Source organism: Couchioplanes caeruleus, assembly GCF_023499255.1.
GTDB classification, from domain to species: Bacteria; Actinomycetota; Actinomycetes; order Mycobacteriales; family Micromonosporaceae; genus Actinoplanes; species Actinoplanes caeruleus_A.
Genome location: NZ_CP092183.1, coordinates 7944320 through 7962514, shown reverse-complemented (window position 1 = coordinate 7962514; position 18195 = coordinate 7944320). Strand labels below are relative to the sequence as shown.

The window sequence follows — 18195 nt, the reverse complement described above, 5'->3', positions numbered from 1 at the left end:
CTTCGTCACCTTCCGGTGCCGGAGGCCGCGCCCGCCGGGTAGGCTGGTCCGCGCGAAGGGGAGTAGCTCCCAACGTCGTGGTCGACATGCTGATCCACGGTGCCCGAGAGGGTCCGGGATCCGGCCACGCGGCCCCGGTCCGCCGGGGCGAGCGAGACCTTCGACTTGGCCATTCCAGCTGGCCGGGTCGAGGTCGCCCCGCGCCCACGCCCCGGTCCGAACACACCGGGAGTTGCACGTCCCATGGACGGTTTCCTCGTCGCGACGGCGGTCAGCTTCGCCGTCATCTTCGTGGCCGAGCTCGGCGACAAGTCGCAGCTCATGGCCCTGACCTTCGCCACCCGGTTCAAGCCGCTGCCGGTGCTCATCGGCATCACCGTGGCCACCGCGGTCGTCCACCTGGTCTCCGTCGGCATCGGCTACGGCCTGGGCGCCACGCTGCCCACCAGTTGGATCTCCCTGGTGGCCGGGCTGGCGTTCCTCGCCTTCGGCGCGTGGACGCTGCGCGGCGACAAGCTCACCGATGACGAGAAGACCAAGGCCGAGCGGTCCACCGGCTCCGCGATCCTCGCCGTCGGCGGCGCGTTCTTCCTGGCCGAGCTGGGCGACAAGACCATGCTCGCGACCATCACGCTGGCCACCACGTACGGCTGGTTCGGCACGTGGCTCGGCTCGACCGTGGGCATGGTCGCCGCCGACGCGCTGGCGATCCTCGTCGGCCGGCTGCTCGGCCGGCACCTGCCGGAGAAGGCCATCAAGTACGGCGCGGCCGCGCTCTTCGCTATCTTCGGCGTCTGGCTCATCGTCGAGGCGCTCACCGAGCTGACCTGATCCGGGAGGGGGCGGACGTGCCGCTGCAGTACCGTGCCGAGTTTGACGCCGTTGTGACGTTCCGTAACGGCGGCGGGCTGCAGGCCCAGGGTTTCCGGGTGGACGTCCCGCACGCCGACGTCACGGAGCCGGAGATCGCGTCGCTGTTCGTCACGGCCTGCCGGCTGCTGATGGTCGACCGCGTCGAGCTGTCCGGCGTCCGGATCTTCGCCGAGCCGCACCTCGGCACCCCGGGCGGGCCGTCCGAGCCGCGCACCCGGTTCGTGGAGCTCAGCCACGTGATCGGCGCCGGGACGATCACGTACCCCGGGCTGCCGGCGCCGGAGATCACCCCGCACCTCACCCGGGAGGCGTCCCGTGGCGTCTACGCCGAGGGCACCGAGTTCGCGATCGACCGCATCTCCATGGTCGGGAACACGGGCACCTACCTGGACAGCCCGTTCCACCGGTACGCCGACGGCACCGACCTGGCGGGCCTGCCGCTGGAACGCCTCGCCGGCCTCCCCGCGGTCGTGGTCCGGGCGGTCGGCGGTGCCCGCGGCGTCGGCGTGGACGCCCTGGAGCACCTGACCGTGGCGGGTCACGCGGTACTGCTGCACACCGGTGGGGACGCACACTGGGGCACCCCGGCGTACGCGGAAGACGCGCCCTTCCTCACCGAGGCCGGCGCCCGGTGGCTGGTGGATCACGGTGCGGCGCTGGTCGGCATCGACGCGGTCAACATCGACGACGCCTCCCCGGCGGGGGGTGGCGCGCGGCCGGCGCACACCCTGCTGCTCGCGGCGGGCATCCCGGTCGTCGAGCACCTGACCGGCCTGGCGGACCTGCCGCCCACCGGCGCCCGCTTCACCGCCGCGCCGCCCCGGGTGTCGGGCTTCGGCACGTTCCCGGTCCGGGCGTACGCGACCGTGCCGGAGCTCGAGCCGCATGACCACCGCACGTCCGGCGGGTGGCAGCCGACCGCCGGGTGATTTTCGCGCAAAGCCGCTCAGAACGGCCGCGAATCTGCCGATGATGCCCGTGTGACCTTTGACTTCTCCCCGGCCCGGCAGCCGCGATGACCGACGTCGACGCGGCGCGTGCCGCCCCGGACCGGGCCCGGCAGCAGGCGGCGGGGGAGAAGCAGGCGGGTCTGAGCAGCCCCACCGAGCTCGGCGTGGCTCGCGCCGCCGCCCTGTTCGAACGGGTCGACCCGGGCGCCGCGGCCCAGCACCTCGAGCCGATCCTCGCGGCCGACCCGCGGTCCGCGGCCGGCTGGATCCTCATGGCCCGGATCCGGCTGGTGCTCGACGAGGTCGACAAGGCGCTCGACGCCGCCAACCGGGCCGTCGACCTGGCGCCCGAGGACCCGCGGCCGCTGGCGATCGCGAGCCGGGCGCTCACGCTGCTCGGACGGCACGAGGAGGCCGTCACGATGGCGTACCGGGCGGTCATCGCCGACCCGAAGAACCCGCTGTGGCACGACCGGGTCGCCTGGTCGCTGCTCGCCGCCGACCGGCAGTACGCGGACGCCGAGCAGGCCGCCCGTACGGCCGTGGGGCTCGACCCCAACGAGGCGCACTACTACTTCACCCACGGCGTCGCGCTGGACGCGCTCGGCCACTCCGACCAGGCGCGGCAGGCCTTCCTCGTGTCGCTGAAGCTGGAGCCGGAGAACCCGGTGGCGCAGCACCGGCTGGCCGTGCTGAACGGCGAGGCCGTGCGGGGGCCGGAGAAGAAGAAGCGCGGCTGGAAGCTCTTCGGGCGTAAGGACAGCGCGGCTAGCGGGCCAGCGCGTCCCGAGGAGTTCCTGCCCTAGACCGCAGGACCAGCCAGACGAGCCAGCCCATCCCGATGATGAAGCCGAAGCTGATCAGCCGGTAGAGCACCACGGCGGCGACGGCGGAGCTGCTGGTCAGGCCGCCGGCCACCAGGCCGAGCACGAGCGCGCCGTCGACCACGCCCAGCCCGCCCGGCACGATCGGCACGCTGGCCGCCGCCATCCCCGCGCAGTACGCGATCACCAGCTGCGTGGGCCGGATGTCGTGCGCGCCCACGGCGATGCAGCACATCCACAGGCACAGCGCGTCCAGCAGCCAGTTCGCGACGGCCAGCAGGGACGCGTACGCGAAATGACCCGGCCGGACCCGCACCGAGCGCAACTGGTCGACGAAGCCCACCAGCCGGGCGTGCCCGGTGTCGGCGGGCCGGCGCCGCAGCCGGTTGACCCGGCTGAGCAGGGCCCGCGCGGGGTTGATCAGCCATTCCGGGTGCTGTGCCAGGAACCGTACGGTCAGCGCCACGACCAGCGCCCCGCCCATGTACAGCACCAGCGTCCGCCAGCTGCCCGTGCTGCGCGTCAGGATGCCGAAGACCGCGCCGATCACCACCAGCGCGCCCGCGGAGAGCACCCCGCTGAGCGCGATGCACCAGGACGCCACCGCCGACGAGACTCCGAACCGGCGCATCTGCCGGAAGTTGAACGTGGTGGAGAAGACCGGCCCGCCGGGCAGCGTCACGCTCAGCGAGTGGGCCGCGTACGCCAGCGCGACGTGCCGGCGCATCCGCACCTTCGTCCCGGCACCGTGCAGCAGCGCCCGCTGCATCCGGGCGTAGCTGCCCATCGAGGCGATCTCGGCGACCAGGGCGCCGGCGACCCAGTTCCAGTGCGGTGTCCGCAGCTGGACCATCGCGTCGACGAGCGCGCGCCAGCCGATCAGCAGCTCGGCGAGGATGATGAGCACCACCACCGCGGCCACGACGGGTCCGCGGCGCAACCGGGGCCGGGTGGTCTCGGGCATCCCTTGATCGTCGCACCCTCAGCGGGTGTACGCGACCAGATCCAGGTCCTTCAGCGCGGCGGGCTCCTTCGCCCGCAGGAGCAGCGTGAAGCCGGGGTCGAACAGGGACAGCCGGGTCCGGCCCCGCTGCACCGAGCGGACCAGCAGGTTGCCCTGCGCGTCGAACACCGCCCCGATGACCGTGCCGGGCACCGGCAGGTCGACGGTCTCGCCGGTCGAGGTGTCCAGCACCGCGTCGGCGGGCGCGTCGGTGTCCGCGGCGCCGGCCTGCTCCGTCCGCACGGTCACCAGGTCGCCGGTGCTGTCCACGCTGACCGGCCGGCAGGCCGCCGCGCCGCCGGTGTCCTGGGTGGCCGGCACCGGCGTGCCCGTCTGGGCGTTCACGCCGGCGACCTCGAGCCGGCACGAGGTCGTCGCGTACACGAGCGTGGTGCCGTCGCCGGACCAGCGGAAATGCTCGCCGTCGAGGCCGGTGGGCAGGGGGGTGAGCGCGCCGGTCGCCACGTCCAGCACCCCGGGATCGGTCGCGTCGATCAGCAGCCGGCCGCCGTCCGGGGACCAGGCCGGCGCCTGCGCGTCGGAGGCCGTGCCCGCGTAGACCTGCTGCGGCTCCCCGCCCGCGGTGTCCACCACCATGAGCTGCCCCTCGGTGACGTACGCGACCCGGGCACCGTCGGGCGAGACGCCCACCGCGGAGAACGGGGCGGACAGCACGGTGCGTGGGTCGCCGTCCCGGGTCAGCCGTACGAGGTCGGCCTTCGTGCCGGCGTCCTGGTAGAACACCTGGCCCGGCAGGGCGGCCAGCGACGTCGACCGGGGCCTCGTCGAAGCGGGCGCCTGAGGGCGCGGCCGGTGCGGGCGGGACGTCGTGCGTCCCGGCGTGAGCGACTGGATCGGCGCCGGCCCGGCGTCCCCCTGCGGCGCGCCGGTCGCACCCGGCGAGGGGTTGAGCGGCGCGGCGGCGACCCCGCGGGGGGAGGAATCGCCGGACGGCTGCGGCATCTGCCACAGCCCGCTGCCCAGCAGTCCGAGGGCGACCACGGCGGCGCCGGTGCCCACCGCGGCCTCCCGGCGGCCGATGCGCCGCGAGCGCCGCAGCGACCGTTCGTAGAGGTCGATGGGGAGGACCGAGTCGGCAAGCTCGCTCAGCGAGTCGTGCAGCGGGCCGGGGCCGGTCATCGGGGCCCCTCGACATCGGCGAGCGAACGCAGATCGGGCACCAGGCCGCGGAGCCGGTCGAGCGCGCGGGAGCACTGGGTCTTGACCGTGCTCACCGAGATGCCGAGCATCTGCGCCGCCTCGGCCTCGGTGTGGTCCTCGAAGTAGCGCAGCACCACCACGGCGCGCTGCTTCGGGCTCAGCGACAGCAGGGCCCGGCGCAGGGCGACGCGCCGGACCGTCGCCTCGGCCGGGTCGTCGGTCGAGCCGCCGTGCCGTTCGAGGTTCTCGCCGGGCAGCGCCTCGGCGACCTTCGGCCGCCGCCAGAGGGAGACCTGGGCGTGATACATGACCTTGCGGGCGTACGCCTCGGCGTGGTCCGGGCGCTCCAGCCGTGACCAGGCCCGATGGGTCCGCGCGAGGGCCTCCTGGACGAGGTCCTCGGCGAGGTGCTGGTCGCCGGTGAGCAGGTACGCGGAGCGGAGCAGGGCGTGCGAGCGCTCTCGGACGAAGGTCGCATAAGCGGCGTCGCGCGCGTCGGTCATTCCCCGTGTTCCGATCGGCGTCCGGAAAGAGCCGTGAGCGTACAGCCGCCGGTCAATCACCGCGTCAGCGCTCACCACGTCACTTCTTCCCGTGCCGTCCACATAGGTGCGGGGGCCGGTACCCCCCGTTATCGGTACCGGCCCCCGCGGCGTACGCATAGGTAGACGCGGATCTGCCGGATGCCGGGCGACGGGACCTTCGGGTGATTCCGCTCGGTCCGAACGGCCAGGGGATACCGGAACGTTGCCCACCGGCAATTGACAGTCGGTGATCTCGTCGGTACAAAAAACGCACCTCTCCCCTCCCCGCCCCCTGCGGCCTCCGGTTAGGAGCTGTGCCGTGGCAGAGCTGTACGCGCCTGCTGCCCAGGACACCGGCGTCAAGGCGCGCGTGCAGCGCTTCGGCGGCTACCTCGCCGGCATGGTGATGCCGAACATCGCCGCCTTCATCGCCTGGGGTCTGATCACGGCGCTCTTCTTCGAGAAGGGCTGGCTGCCGAACGAGAAGTTCGCCGCGCTCATCGACCCGATGTCGCACGTGCTGCTCCCGGTCCTCATCGGATACACCGGCGGCCGCATGGTCCACGCCCAGCGCGGCGCGGTGGTCGGCGCGGTCGCCACGATGGGCCTCGTGGTGGGCTCCGAGGCGCCCATGTTCTTCGGCGCGATGATCGTGGGGCCGCTGACCGCGTACGTGCTCAAGCTGGTCGACGGCCTCACCGCCGACCGCATCCGCCCCGGCTTCGAGATGCTGGTCGACAACTTCGCCGCCGGCATCGTCGCCGCGCTCTCCGCGCTGGCCGGGGTGCTCGCGATCGGCCCGGTCATGCGCGTGTTCACCGAGGCGGCCGGCGACGGCGTACGGTTCCTCGTCCAGCATCATCTGCTGCCCGCGGCGGCGGTGCTCATCGAGCCGGCCAAGGTGCTGTTCCTCAACAACGCCATCAACCACGGGGTGCTCGGGCCGCTGGGCATCGCCGAGTCGTCCGACAACGGCAAGTCGATCCTGTTCATGCTGGAGACCAACCCCGGGCCCGGGTTCGGGATCCTGCTGGCGTACCTGCTGTTCGGGCCCCGGTCGCTGCGGCCCAGCGTGCCCGCCGCGATGGCCATCCAGTTCCTCGGCGGCATCCACGAGATCTATTTCCCGTACGTGCTGATGAAGCCGAGCATGGTCCTGGCGGCCGTCTGCGGCGGTGGCGCCGGGATCCTGACGTTCATGGTGACCGGGGCCGGCCTGGTCGCCACCCCGTCGCCCGGCAGCATCTTCGCCTACCTCGCCGAGACCCCGCGCGGCGACTACTTCGGCGTGCTGGCCGGCGTCGTGGTGGCCGCCGGGGTGTCGTTCGTGGTCGGCTCCCTGCTGCTCGGCTTCGGCCGGCTGGCCGGCGACGAGGAGGGCATGTGAGCAGCATCGACGGCGGCGACATCCGCAAACTGGTGGTCGCCTGCGACGCCGGGATGGGCAGCAGCGTCATGCTCGCCGCCCAGCTCCGCCGCGAGCTGCGCAGGACGCCCGTCACCATCGAGCACCACGCGATCGCGTCCATTCCCGCGGACGCCGACGTCGTCCTCTGCCAGGCCGGCCTCGCCGACCGGGTCCGGGCCGGCGCCCCGGGCTCGGTGGTGGTCGGCTTCCGGATGTTCCTCGGCGACCCCGCCGTGGCCCGCGTCGTCACCGCCGTCAAGCAGGGTGGCGTGGTCGTCGGCACCACGGGAGGCTGAGCGTGCTCGGCTCCATGCCGACGCAACACGTCGTCGCCATGCTCGGCGCCTCGCCGCCGCAGCGCGCGGTCGGCGTGCTGCTCTCCATGCCCCGCGACCGCATCGACGCCCTGCTCGCCGCCATGGACGGCCGGCTGATCGCCAAGCTGCTCATCGCCGCCGATCCGCAGAGGCGGGCGGCGCTGCTCGGCCACCTCGACGACGCGCGGCTCGCCGCCGAGCTCGCCCTGCTGCCGCTGGTGGAAGCGGCCGCGGTGATGGCCGCCCTGCCGGCCGTACGCGCCCGGCCCCAGCTGGACCGGGTCACCTCCGAGCACCTGGCGATGCTGCTCGACGCGATGCCCGGCCCGCACCGCCGGCGGCTGGTGGACGTGCTCGACCCGCTGCGCCTGTCCGACCTGCGCCGGGTCGCGTACGAGAAGAAGGTCATCGAATCGCTGCGCCGCACCGCCGCCGGCCTGCAGTGGGTGCCCGGCGACTACGGCAGCAACCTGCTCGCCGGCGTCTTCCACCGGCTCTTCGGCGTCTCGCTGTGCTATGTGGACTGCGGGCCGCTGGAGCCGGCGGCCGTGGTCGCGGCCCACGAGGTCTTCGCCGCGCAGCAGGTGCACGGGTTGCTCATCGTGACCAATGCGATGCCCAGCGTGCCGACGGGTGAGCTGGTGACCGATCCGCGGTACGGACGGACACCCGCCCTGGTGGTCACCTGGGATCCCGACGACAATGACGGCGTGCTGGGACGTGCGCTCGTGAGGCTTGCCGGATGACGACGAACGTGCGGCCCGTGCTCGAGGTGCGCGGGATCCGGCTGCACGAGACGGCCGTCGACCGGGAGTCCGCCGTGCACCGCTGCGCCGACGTGCTCGAGGAGATCGGCGCGGTGCACCCCACGTACCGCGAGGCGATGCTCGACCGGGAGTGGGCGATGTCCACGTACCTGGGTGAGGGTGTGGCCATCCCGCACGGCCTCGACAAGTCCCGCGCACTGGTGCGCCGCGACTCCCTCGTCGTGCTGCGCTTCCCCGGCGGCGTCGACTGGGACGGCCACCCGGTCACGGTGTGCGTGGCCATCGCCGCCCGCGGGGACGGCCACGTCGCGCTGCTCGCCGCGCTCGCACAGATCCTCCTCGACCCGGAGCGGGCTCGGGAGCTGCGCGAGGCCACCGACGCGGAGACGATCGTGGCCATGCTGAGCCAGGAGGGCCTGTGATCCGCTCGGTCCTGCTGGCCGGGCGGGCCGGCCTGCACCTGCGTGCCGCCTCGCGGATCGCGGTCGCCGCGGCGCTGGCTCCGGCGGCGGTCACCGTACGCACCCTGGACCGTCCCGCCGTCGCGGCCGACAGCGTGCTGGCCCTGCTCGGCCTCGGCGCGCTCTGCGGCACGGAACTCATCCTCGAGGCGCACGGCCCGGGTGCGGCCGAATCCCTCGACACCCTCGCCGGGCTCTTCGCCACCGACCTGGACGTCGCCGGTGCCTGACCTGCTGCGAGGGCTGGGCGCCAGCGCCGGCGCCGCCACCGGCCCCGCGTACCGCCTGGCGGACCCGCCCCGGCTGCCCGCGCCGTGCCCGGTCACCGACCCGGACGCCGAGGTGGACCGGGCGTACGCCGCCATCGACGCGGTCTGCCGGGACATCAGCCGCCGGGCGGCCGTCGCGGCCGACGAGACGGCCGCGGAGATCCTGCGCGTGCAGGCCGCCCTCGCCGGCGACCGGACGCTGCGCGACGGGGTGGCGATGGCCGTACGCGCGGGCCACGAGGCGCCGCACGCGGTGGCGTCCGTCCTCGGCGAGCACCGGGCGGCCCTGCTCGCGGCCGGCGGGCTGCTCGCCGCGCGCGCCGCCGACCTCGACGACCTGCGCGATCGGATGGTCGCGCACTGCCTCGGGCTGCCGATGCCGGCGTTGCCCGAGCCCGGCTGCCCGTTCGTGCTGGTCGCCGTCGACCTGGCGCCCGCCGACGCCGCGCTGCTCGACCCGGCGCGGGTGCTCGCCGTCGTCACGTCGGCCGGCAGCTTCGTCAGCCACACCGCGATCCTCGCCCGGGCCCGCGGCCTGCCGACGGTCGTGGCCTGCGGCGGGGCGCTGGAGATCGCCGACGGCACGGTGGTCACCGTGGACGGCACGGCCGGCCGGGTCACCGTCGGGCGGTCCGTGACGGCACCGGCCGAGGAACCGCCGGCGCCGCCCGAGGAGCCGGCCGACCTGCGCGGGCGTACGGCCGACGGCCACCACGTCGCGCTGCTCGCCAACATCGGCTGCGCGGCCGAGCTCGCCGGGGCGGCGGTCGAGGGGGTCGGCCTCTTCCGCACCGAACTGCTGTTCCAGCACCACATCGACCCGCCCACGACGGCCGAGCAGATCGACGCGTACGCCGGGGTCTTCGCGGCCATGCCGGGCCGGCAGGTGATCGTACGGACGCTGGACGCCGGTGCGGACAAGCCGCTGCCGTTCCTGCGCGACCACGACGAACCCAACCCGGCCCTGGGCATCCGCGGCCTCCGGGTCGCCCGCCGCCGCGCCGACATCCTCCGTACCCAGATCGCCGCGATCGCCGCCGCGGCCCGCGCGTCGACCGCCCGGGTCGCCGTCATGGCGCCGATGGTCACGACGGTCTCGGAGGCCGCCCAGTTCACGGCCCTGTGCCGCGACGCCGGCCTGCCCACCGTCGGCGTGATGATCGAGGTCCCGGCCGCGGCGGTCCGCTCCGCCGAGATCCTCCAGGTCGTCGACTTCCTCAGCGTCGGCACCAACGACCTCAGCCAGTACGCCTTCGCCGCGGACCGCCGCAGCGGCGAGCTGGCCGATCTGCTGGATCCCTGGCAACCGGCGTTGCTGTCGTTGATCGCGCTGTGCGCGGCGGCCGGGGCGGCGGTGGGTCGCCCGGTCGGGGTGTGCGGGGAGGCGGCGGCCGACCCGGCCTTCGCGGTGGTGCTGGCCGGGCTCGGCGTGACCAGCCTGTCCATGTCACCGCCGGCCGTCCCGGCGGTACGTGCGGCGCTCGCGGCGCACACGCTGGAGGAGTGCCGGCAGGCGGCTCAGCGCGCGCTCGCGGCCGCCGACCCGGCAGCCGCCCGCGCTGCCGTGACCAGGCTTTGAACGGCCCGGACCTCCGACAGATGATCCGGGCCGATGCGGAGGTCCTTGCCTCGTAAGCATTGCGTAGTGACGCTGACGTTATCCAGAGCTAAGTCGACAGAGTGCGTTTGTGGTGTCCTCTACGAAAAGTCTCCAGGAGTCGAGGCGTTGAACTGGGCCATGAGGATCCAACTCTTCGAGTAATCTTCTATGGGCGGGAGAGCCGCTTGAAGGTTCCGTCGCCGCCTACCGGTCGTCTCGGAGGCAGTCAGGATCAGGTTTTTCAACAACGCCTTGGGGTCAGCGACTCTTTCAGCTTCCCGTACCGACGGAATGTCGAGTGGGATTCGACCGTTGGGATTGCCGGCGACGATTCTGATCAGTGGTTCATCCAGGATTAACCATGCTTCAGTCATGCGAACCGGAACGATCGGTACGTGAGCCGACCCTGGCGTTACCTCGCGTACTGCAATACTGATTTCCGACAGCCGCGCGTCACGGCCGGCGCCGTCGGCGTCGCGATGAACGAAGACAACTTCGTAGATCCCGCCCAACTGCTTCACAGCGCGCAGTTTTCCAGCAATCGTCTTGTCTGGTGTGGGTAGCATTTCCGAATTGGGTGATGTCAGTTGAATCTCTACGCCGCACTGGGCTGCAATGCGTGCGATATGAACCTGGATCCCTTCATCGCTCGGACCCTCGCCTAAGAACAGGCAGCTATGGATCATGCGGCATCGAGGTCAACGGTGAGCTGTGCTCCAGGGGGAGACACGAGGTAAGGCAAAATATCGGCTTTGGTGTAAGGGCTCGCGTCGCGGGAGGCTCGCCAGGTTCCGGCTAGAGGTTTAAGAATCAATCCCGGCGATACTGATCCCTCGTGAGTTCGCCGAGGGCCAACAGATGCGAACAAAAGGTCGTCCGGGCTTACCAGCTGGACAACGAATGGGGAGTGAGTGTTAATGACGACCTGCCGGAAAGGATTGTCTAGCCCCGGCGCCTCCGTCGTGTCAACGGCCAACTCCTCGACCAGCCGGACCATCGAAGGCAGGTTTGCAGGGTGGATACCATTTTCCGGTTCCTCCATGCAGAATAGACCTTCTGCGCCTGGGTCCTCGAGAAGTACGCAAAGTGCGAGGAACCGGAGGGTCCCTTCGGAGAGACTGCGCGCAGGCAGCCGAAGCCCTGAGCGCTCCCGTAAGTAGACAGTGAGGAGTTCTCGAACGTCGTCGGCAACCACATCGATCCCACCGACCGAAACTCCAGTCAGTTCTGCTAGTCGGTTGGCGACTCGCGAATACACCCGCTGGGAATCTCCGCTCGTTTCAGATGTCGCAATTCGATACAGGGCGCCGGGAAGGTGCCTGCCGTCAGATTCCATGTATCGTGGATCGACATAGCGGTCCGAAGTCCGAAGGGCGGACGGCTCCAGAGCGAGACGCCGCCAAGACTGCATCTCCCTCCGAGTTGCCAGGATAGTGGGGTCGTCACTTCCTGTTACCGTGCTGACCACGGTGCCAGGCGCTCTGGACGCCGCAGAAGGCCGTGGCTTTCCACGACTTCCGCCGTCCTGGTGGATGCTGATTACCGGCTCGCCCTGTTCCTCAGATGTAGAGATGAAGGCGGTTCCACTGCGGCGGCCCTGCAAGACGGCAGAGCGAAAATGTGCGGCGCTGTGTGGAAAACGAAGGCGTGATGGAGCATCGCCGATATTGATGTGTCGTAAAGCTTCTTTCAGAAGACGCAGGCGGCCAATCCTCTCTGCGCCTGATGGTGCTTGATAACCAATCTCCAGTTCATATCTGAGGAAAGAGATTGTCGGCTTGGCTATCCGCCCGAAGTCATCTTCGACTTGCCTGGGCACGATCATCTCTGCTGCGAACCGGATCCTTGGACTCTTCGACTCGTAGCCATTCCAGAAAAGGTCTCGAGGGTCGCCGATCCGCTCGCCGTGGACGCCTCTTACTTGTTGGGCTGCATCCATCATGGGCATGTCGGAGAGTAAACTCAAGAACTGAATAGCGTCGAACACGTTAGATTTGCCAGTGCCGTTTGGCCCTGCAATGCAGGTGAACGCCCCAAGCTCTATCTTCAAATCCAGAAGATTCTTGAAGCCGTCCACTTCCAGGCGTGTAAGCATCATTTCTCCTCGTGGCTGCGTGGGCAGCGTACCGCCAGGGCGGCGTCAAGGTCAGCGGTCGGCATCTGTGGCCGGTTGCCGGGAGGGATGGTTGCCAGGAGAGCAAGTAGAGGCCGCGGGCTTGCATCGAGCCCTCGGTTCGATATGGGCTTGATCGCTGTAACGCCGAGTCGCGAGCGCTCGCAGCTGTCGACCCGGCTACCGCCCGCGCCGCCGTGACCAGGTTCTGAAGCGGCCGAGCCGGTCCGCAGATCGAAAGCCGGACGCCGCGCAAAGCGAAAGTCGACCACCCCGCAGATCGAAAGTGCCCGGGTCTGAGGGTGGCGGGTTCTGGGTAAGGGGCGCGGATGGGTGGTTATGGCTGGCAGGTCGCGCTCGTCGTGGTCCTGGTGCTGCTGAATGCGGTTTTCGCCGGCAGCGAGATGGCGCTGGTGTCACTGCGGGAGAGCCAGTTGCAGCGGCTGGAGCGGGAATCGCGGACGGGCGTACGGCTGGCTCGGCTCGCTCGGGACCCGAACCGGTTTCTGGCCACCATCCAGATCGGTATCACGCTGGCCGGCTTCCTCGCCTCCGCGGCCGCGGCCGTGTCACTGGCGCAGCCGTTGGTCGGACCGCTGGGTTTTCTCGGCGGCGCCGCGGGGCCGGCGGCGATCGTGCTGGTCACCATCGTGCTGACGTTCTTCACGCTGGTGGTGGGGGAGCTGGCGCCGAAGCGGGTGGCGATGCAGCGGGCCGAGGGGTGGGCGCTCGCCGTGGCACGGCCGCTGGACGTGCTGGCCGGGTTCACCCGGCCCGCGGTGTGGCTGCTCGGCAAGGCGACCGACCTGGTCGTCCGGCTCGCCGGCGGCGACCCGGACGCCGGCCGCGAGGAGGTGAGCAGCGAGGAGATCCGCGACATGGTCGCGGTGCAGGAGAACTTCTCCGCCGAGCAGCGCACGATCATCAGCGGCGCCTTCGAGATCGCGGACCGGACGCTGCGGGAGATCTTCGTACCGCGGAGGGACGTGTTCACGCTGCCGGCGGTGCTGCGGGCCGACGAGGCGTTGCGCAAGCTGGTGGAGGCGGGGCACTCGCGGGCGCCGGTCACCGGCCCGCTGGGCCTCGACGACGTGCTCGGCGTCGTCCACCTGCGCGACCTTGTCGACGCCGAGGGGCCGGTCATCGGGGTCGTGTTCCAGCCGCTGTACCTGCCCGGCACCTTGAAGGTGTCCGACGCGATGCGGCAGATGCGCCAGCAGCGCGGTCAGCTCGCCCTGGTGGTGGACGAGCACGGGTCGGCGGGCGGCATCGTCACCATGGAGGATCTGGTCGAGGAGGTCGTCGGCGAGATCTACGACGAGACCGACCGGGACGTCCGCGCGGTCGTGCACGAGGACGACGGCGCGATGCTGCTGCCCGGCACCTTCCCGATCCACGACCTGCCCGACATCGGCGTGGACGTGGAGACGGCCGAGGGTGGATTCACCACCGTGGCCGGGCTGGTGCTGTCGCTGCTGGGGCACATACCGACCGAGCCGGGCGAGACCGTGACGCTGGACGGGCACACCGCCGAGGTCACCGAGGTCACCGGGCGGGCGATCACCGCCGTGCGGCTGCGCCCGCTCCCAGGATCTGCTCAGCCGGACTTGTTAGCTTCTGCCCGACCTGAACAGTCCTGAGGTAGGGAGAGTCGTGGGCCTGAAGCGGATGCTGGGCGCCTTCGGTGTGGGCGGCCCGAGTGTCGACACCGTGCTGACGAGTCCGGACACGCGGCCGGGGGCGCCGCTGACCGGGCACGTGAACCTGACCGGCGGCAGCCATGACGTCCAGATCGAGCACATCGGGCTGGCGCTGGTCGCCCGGGTCGAGGTCGAGGGCGGCAGCGGGGAGTACGGCGCCACCGGCGAGTTCTTCCGCGCCACGGTCAGCGGCCCGATGCGGCTGGCCGAGGGTGAGCAGGTCTCGGTGCCGTTCGAGATCGTGGTGCCGTGGGAGACCCCGGTCACCGCGGTCTACGGCCGGCACCTGCGCGGGATGACGTTGGGCGTGCGGACGGAGGTGGCCGTGGCCAGGGCCGTCGACAAGGGCGACCTGGACCTCATCGCCGTGCACCCGCTGCCGATCCAGGAGCGCATCCTCGAGGCGTTCGCCCGGCTGGGCTTCCAGTTCAAGCACGCCGACCTGGAGTACGGCCAGATCGCCGGCGTGCACCAGACGCTCCCGTTCTTCCAGGAGATCGAGTACTACCCGCCGGCCCAGTACGCGCACGCCATCAACGAGGTCGAGCTGACCTTCGTGACGAACCCGCACACCGTCGAGGTGGTGCTGGAGTTCGACAAGCGCGGCGGCATGTTCAGCGGGAGCCACGACTCGTACGGCCGCTACACCGTCCCGCACGCCGACGCCGACACCACCGACTGGGCGCAGGTCGTCGACGGCTGGGTCCGCCAGGCGCTCACCCACTATCAAGCCGTGCCGGGGTACGGCCACGGGCATGGCCACGGCCACGGCCATCACGGCCCGGGCATGGGCGGCATGGTGGCGGGCGTCGCCGGCGGCATGGCCGCGGGGTTCCTCGCCGGCGAGGTCATCGACGAGGTGTTCGACGAGTTCGAGGGCGAGGACTGACGTTCACTTGAGGCCCTCACGGGCGCGCGCCTCGCTGGCGGCCAGCGCGTCCGTGAGGGTACGGGCGGTGTCGATCAGCGGCACGTGGCTGAAGGCCTGCGGGAAGTTCCCCACGAGCCGCCGTGCGCCGGTGTCGTACTCCTCGGAGAGCAGCCCGACGTCGTTGCGCAGGGCCAGCAGGCGTTCGAACACCTCGCGCGCCTCCTCCGGCCGTCCCATCAGCGCGTAGTTGTCGGCCAGCCAGAACGTGCAGGCGAGGAATGCGCCCTCGCCCGGCGGCAGCCCGTCCACATCGGTGTCCGGGTGCTGGGTGTACCGCTGGACGAAGCCGTCCTTCAGCAATTCGCGCTCGATGGCCTCGACCGTGCCCACGACGCGCTCGTCGGTCGCCGGCAGGAAGCCGACCAGCGGCACCATGAGCAGCGCGGCGTCCAGCTCCTCGGAGCCGTAGAACTGGGTGAAGGTGCGGCGCTTCTTGTCGTACCCCTTGGTCAGGATGTCGTCGCGGATGTCATCGCGCAGCTTGCGCCACCGCTTCACCGGACCGTCGAGGCCGAAGTCCTCGACGGCCTTCACCGCCCGGTCCGCGGCCACCCACGCCATCAGCTTCGAGTGCACGAAGTGCTGGGGGTCGCCGCGTACCTCCCAGATGCCCTCGTCCGGCTCGGTCCAGTGCTGCTCCACGAACTCCATCAGCTTGACCTGCAGGCCCCATGCGTTGTCGTTTGTCCGCAGGCCCGCGCGCCGGTCCTGGTGCAGCGCGTCCATGACCTCGCCGTAGACGTCCAGCTGGAACTGCTCGGCGGCGGCGTTGCCGATCCGGACGGGGTTGCCGTCGTAGCCGGTCAGCCAGTCGGCGATGTACTCGTCGAGGCGGCGCTCGCCGGCCACGCCGTACATGATCTGCAGCTCGGAGGGGTCGCCCGCGATGGCCCGCAGCAGCCACTTGCGCCACGCCTTCGCCTCGCTCTGGAAGCCGGAATACAGCAGCGACTGCAGGGTGATCGTGGCGTCGCGCAGCCAGCAGAAGCGGTAGTCCCAGTTGCGGACGCCGCCGAGCTTCTCGGGCAGCGAGGTGGTGGCCGCGGCGACGATGCCACCGGTGGGCGCGTACGTGAGTGCCTTGAGCGTCAGCAGCGACCGCACCACGGCATCGCGCCACTCGCCCTCGTACGTGCACGCGGACACCCAGCCGCGCCAGTAGCCCTCGGTGGCGCCGAGCTCGTGCAGTGCGTCGATCGGCTCGGGCGGCGGCAGGTGCGAGGGACGCCAGGTCAGCACGAAGGGCGTACGGTCGCCGGCCGACACGGTGAAGTCGGCGCGGGTGGACATGTTCTCGCCGCGGGTCTCCACGGGCGTCCGCAGCCACGCCGCGTCCGGGCCGGCGACGGCCACGAGGTCGCCGTTCTCCCGGTACACCCACGGGACGACGTGGCCGTAGTCGAAGCGCAGCCGCAGGTTCATCTGCATCGGCACCGTGCCGCGTACGCCCTCCACGATGCGCACCACGTCGGGCGCTTCCCCGCGTGGCGGCATGAAGTCGATGAGCCGTACCACCCCGTCGGCGGTCTCGAACTCGGTCTCCAGCACCAGCGTGTCGTCGCGGTACCGGCGGCGTACGGCGGTCGCCTCCCCGGCGGGCGCGATCGTCCAGTGCCCGTTCTCCTCGGTGCCGAGCAGCGCGGCGAAGATCGCGCCCGAGTCGAACCTCGGCACGCACAGCCAGTCGATCGATCCGTCCCGCCCGACCAGCGCGGCGGTCTGCGTGTCGGCGATGATCGCGTAGTCCTCGATGGGCAGGGCCATGACCCGCTTACGTACCCGGACCGCGGCCGACTGTCACATCCGGCTTCGCCAGGTCGTCCCTATGACGACCGGCCCGCGGGTAGCGTCGGGCGGGCACCGGTCGCCACGACGGAAGGAGCACAGATGGCTCGCCCCCGGATCGTCATCGTCGGTGCCGGATTCGCCGGCTTCGAGGCCGCTCGGACCCTCACCCGGCTCTCGCGCGGCGCCGCCGACATCGTGATCATCAACCCCACCGACTACTTCCTCTACCTGCCGCTGCTGCCCGAGGTCGCCGCCGGCATCCTCGAGCCGCGCCGGGTCACCGTGTCGCTCGCCGCGACGCTGCCCGGCGTACGCGTGCTGTTGGGCGAGGTCGACGGACTGGACCTGGCCGCGCGGACCGTCTCGTACGCCGACCCCGACGGCGGCCGGGGCAGCATCGGCTACCACCGTCTCGTCATCGCGGCGGGCAGCGTGAACAAGCTCCTGCCGGTGCCCGGCGTCACCGAGTACGCGCACGGCTTCCGGGGCATCCCCGAGGCCCTCTACCTGCGCGATCACATCACCCGCCAGATCGAGATGGCGGACACGGCCGAGGACCCGGCCGAGCGGGAGGCCCGGTCCACGTTCGTCGTGGTCGGCGCGGGCTACACGGGTACGGAGGTGGCCGCGCAGGGCGTCCTCTTCACCAAGGCGCTCACCCGCAACCGGCCGGGGCTGCACCCGCGCTGGCTGCTCCTGGACACGGCCGACCGGGTGCTGCCGTCGCTCGACCCGCGGCTCGCCGTGGCGGCCGACGAGGTGCTGCGCGGGCGGGGGGTGGAGGTGCTGCTGAAGACCTCGGTCGAGGAGGCCTGCGCGGACGGCGTCCGGCTCAGCGACGGCGACTTCGTCCCGACCCGCTCGCTGATCTGGTGCGTCGGCGTCCGCCCCGACCCGCTCGTCGCGGACCTCGGCCTGGAGGTGCGGCACGGCCGCCTGGTCGTGGACGAGTTCCTCACCGTGCCCGGCCATCCCGACGTGTACGCCGTCGGCGACGCGGCCGCCGTGCCGGACCTGACCCGCCCCGGCGAGCTCACCGGCATGACCGCGCAGCATGCCACCCGCCAGGGGAAGACCGCGGCGCACAACATCGCCGCCTCGTACGGCAAGGGCCGGCGCCGGGCGTACGTCCACCACGACCTGGGGTTCGTGGTCGACCTGGGCGGCCTGGACTCCGCGGCGAACCCGCTCGGGGTGCCGCTGCGGGGCTTCCCGGCCAAGGTGGTCACCCGCGGTTACCACCTGCTGTCGATGCCGGGCAACCGGGTGCGGGTCGCGGCGGACTGGCTGCTCGATGCCGTCCTGCCCCGGCAGGGCGTGCAGCTGGGGCTGGTCCCGGCGGCGGCGGTGCCGCTGGACAGCGCCTTCCCGCAGGCGCTGCCCGACACCGGCGTGACCTCGAAGACAACCTGACCCTGCCAGGCATGGCCCGGCACGAGGCGGGCATCAGGGGGCGCGCAGCGCGGCCGGCGGGCCGGGAGAGCTGCGAGCCGCGTCTCATTCGCC

General features: G+C 71.4%; 18 protein-coding genes. 12 read left to right on the top strand and 6 right to left on the bottom strand.

The genetic code is table 11. The annotated features are described in order from the left end of the window. The first annotated feature begins 243 nt into the window (after positions 1 to 243). The 3 genes from COUCH_RS36770 to COUCH_RS36760 all read left to right on the top strand — a co-directional run bounded on the left by COUCH_RS36770 (position 244) and on the right by COUCH_RS36760 (position 2629). Complete coding sequence (locus tag COUCH_RS36770) at positions 244 to 831, top strand: TMEM165/GDT1 family protein (RefSeq protein ID WP_249609737.1); 588 nt, start codon at positions 244 to 246, stop codon at positions 829 to 831. Between the two features lie 17 nt (positions 832 to 848). Next, entirely contained in the window at positions 849 to 1802 is a 954-nt protein-coding gene (locus COUCH_RS36765; protein WP_249609736.1) for a cyclase family protein, read from the top strand. 86 nt (positions 1803 to 1888) lie between these two features. Further along, positions 1889 to 2629: a tetratricopeptide repeat protein gene (locus tag COUCH_RS36760; protein WP_249609735.1), complete on the top strand. Its 741-nt coding sequence runs from the start codon at positions 1889 to 1891 to the stop codon at positions 2627 to 2629. On the opposite strand, the gene COUCH_RS36755 is transcribed toward COUCH_RS36760, so the two are convergent. Genes COUCH_RS36755 through COUCH_RS36745 form a run of 3 tightly spaced genes read right to left on the bottom strand, consistent with a single transcriptional unit; the run spans position 2592 to position 5314 of the window. Next, positions 2592 to 3611, bottom strand: coding sequence for a lysylphosphatidylglycerol synthase transmembrane domain-containing protein (locus COUCH_RS36755; RefSeq protein ID WP_249609734.1), 1020 nt, complete (start codon positions 3609 to 3611; stop codon positions 2592 to 2594). The genes COUCH_RS36760 and COUCH_RS36755 overlap by 38 nt on opposite strands. 18 nt (positions 3612 to 3629) lie before the next feature. Further along, the gene (locus COUCH_RS36750; protein WP_249609733.1) at positions 3630 to 4790 is read right to left on the bottom strand and encodes a TolB family protein; all 1161 of its coding nucleotides are present in this window, start codon (positions 4788 to 4790) and stop codon (positions 3630 to 3632) included. After that, positions 4787 to 5314 carry a SigE family RNA polymerase sigma factor gene (locus COUCH_RS36745; RefSeq protein WP_249609732.1) on the bottom strand — a complete coding sequence of 176 codons (528 nt, stop codon included), beginning with the start codon at positions 5312 to 5314 and terminating at the stop codon, positions 4787 to 4789. Before COUCH_RS36745 ends, COUCH_RS36750 begins: the two co-directional genes overlap by 4 nt. A gap of 340 nt (positions 5315 to 5654) precedes the next feature. Here COUCH_RS36745 and COUCH_RS36740 point away from each other — a divergent pair, with 340 nt between their 5' ends. The 6 genes from COUCH_RS36740 to ptsP are packed head-to-tail and all read left to right on the top strand — an operon-like array spanning position 5655 to position 10136. Further along, positions 5655 to 6722, top strand: a complete 1068-nt coding sequence (locus COUCH_RS36740) for a PTS transporter subunit EIIC (protein WP_430640856.1) — start codon at positions 5655 to 5657, stop codon at positions 6720 to 6722. Further along, positions 6719 to 7039 (top strand): PTS lactose transporter subunit IIB, encoded by a 321-nt coding sequence (locus COUCH_RS36735; protein ID WP_249609731.1) that lies wholly within the window; start codon positions 6719 to 6721, stop codon positions 7037 to 7039. The genes COUCH_RS36740 and COUCH_RS36735 overlap by 4 nt, the downstream gene beginning before the upstream one ends. 14 nt (positions 7040 to 7053) lie before the next feature. Beyond that, positions 7054 to 7806: a magnesium transporter MgtE N-terminal domain-containing protein gene (locus COUCH_RS36730; RefSeq protein ID WP_249609730.1), complete on the top strand. Its 753-nt coding sequence runs from the start codon at positions 7054 to 7056 to the stop codon at positions 7804 to 7806. Further along, on the top strand, positions 7803 to 8249 hold the full coding sequence (locus tag COUCH_RS36725) for a PTS sugar transporter subunit IIA (protein ID WP_249609729.1): 447 nt from the start codon (positions 7803 to 7805) through the stop codon (positions 8247 to 8249). Before COUCH_RS36730 ends, COUCH_RS36725 begins: the two co-directional genes overlap by 4 nt. Next, positions 8246 to 8518, top strand: a complete 273-nt coding sequence (locus COUCH_RS36720) for an HPr family phosphocarrier protein (RefSeq protein ID WP_249609728.1) — start codon at positions 8246 to 8248, stop codon at positions 8516 to 8518. The genes COUCH_RS36725 and COUCH_RS36720 overlap by 4 nt, the downstream gene beginning before the upstream one ends. Next, positions 8511 to 10136 (top strand): phosphoenolpyruvate--protein phosphotransferase, encoded by a 1626-nt coding sequence (ptsP, locus tag COUCH_RS36715; RefSeq protein WP_249609727.1) that lies wholly within the window; start codon positions 8511 to 8513, stop codon positions 10134 to 10136. The genes COUCH_RS36720 and ptsP overlap by 8 nt, the downstream gene beginning before the upstream one ends. A gap of 119 nt (positions 10137 to 10255) precedes the next feature. Here the strand turns inward: ptsP and COUCH_RS36710 are convergent, their stop codons facing one another. Together COUCH_RS36710 and COUCH_RS36705 are read right to left on the bottom strand one after the other, a co-directional pair. After that, positions 10256 to 10843 (bottom strand): hypothetical protein, encoded by a 588-nt coding sequence (locus COUCH_RS36710; protein WP_249609726.1) that lies wholly within the window; start codon positions 10841 to 10843, stop codon positions 10256 to 10258. Then, entirely contained in the window at positions 10840 to 12252 is a 1413-nt protein-coding gene (locus COUCH_RS36705) for an AAA family ATPase (RefSeq protein ID WP_249609725.1), read from the bottom strand. Before COUCH_RS36705 ends, COUCH_RS36710 begins: the two co-directional genes overlap by 4 nt. A 347-nt stretch (positions 12253 to 12599) precedes the next feature. Here COUCH_RS36705 and COUCH_RS36700 point away from each other — a divergent pair, with 347 nt between their 5' ends. Then, entirely contained in the window at positions 12600 to 13910 is a 1311-nt protein-coding gene (locus COUCH_RS36700; protein ID WP_249609724.1) for a hemolysin family protein, read from the top strand. A 13-nt stretch (positions 13911 to 13923) separates the two neighbouring features. After that, positions 13924 to 14859 (top strand): sporulation protein, encoded by a 936-nt coding sequence (locus COUCH_RS36695; protein WP_249609723.1) that lies wholly within the window; start codon positions 13924 to 13926, stop codon positions 14857 to 14859. A gap of 3 nt (positions 14860 to 14862) precedes the next feature. On the opposite strand, the gene COUCH_RS36690 is transcribed toward COUCH_RS36695, so the two are convergent. Then, positions 14863 to 16665: a glycoside hydrolase family 15 protein gene (locus COUCH_RS36690; protein WP_249609722.1), complete on the bottom strand. Its 1803-nt coding sequence runs from the start codon at positions 16663 to 16665 to the stop codon at positions 14863 to 14865. A 123-nt stretch (positions 16666 to 16788) separates the two neighbouring features. On the opposite strand from COUCH_RS36690, the gene COUCH_RS36685 reads away from it, so the two are divergent. Then, positions 16789 to 18102 carry an NAD(P)/FAD-dependent oxidoreductase gene (locus tag COUCH_RS36685; RefSeq protein WP_249609721.1) on the top strand — a complete coding sequence of 438 codons (1314 nt, stop codon included), beginning with the start codon at positions 16789 to 16791 and terminating at the stop codon, positions 18100 to 18102. The last annotated feature ends 93 nt before the right edge of the window (positions 18103 to 18195 follow it).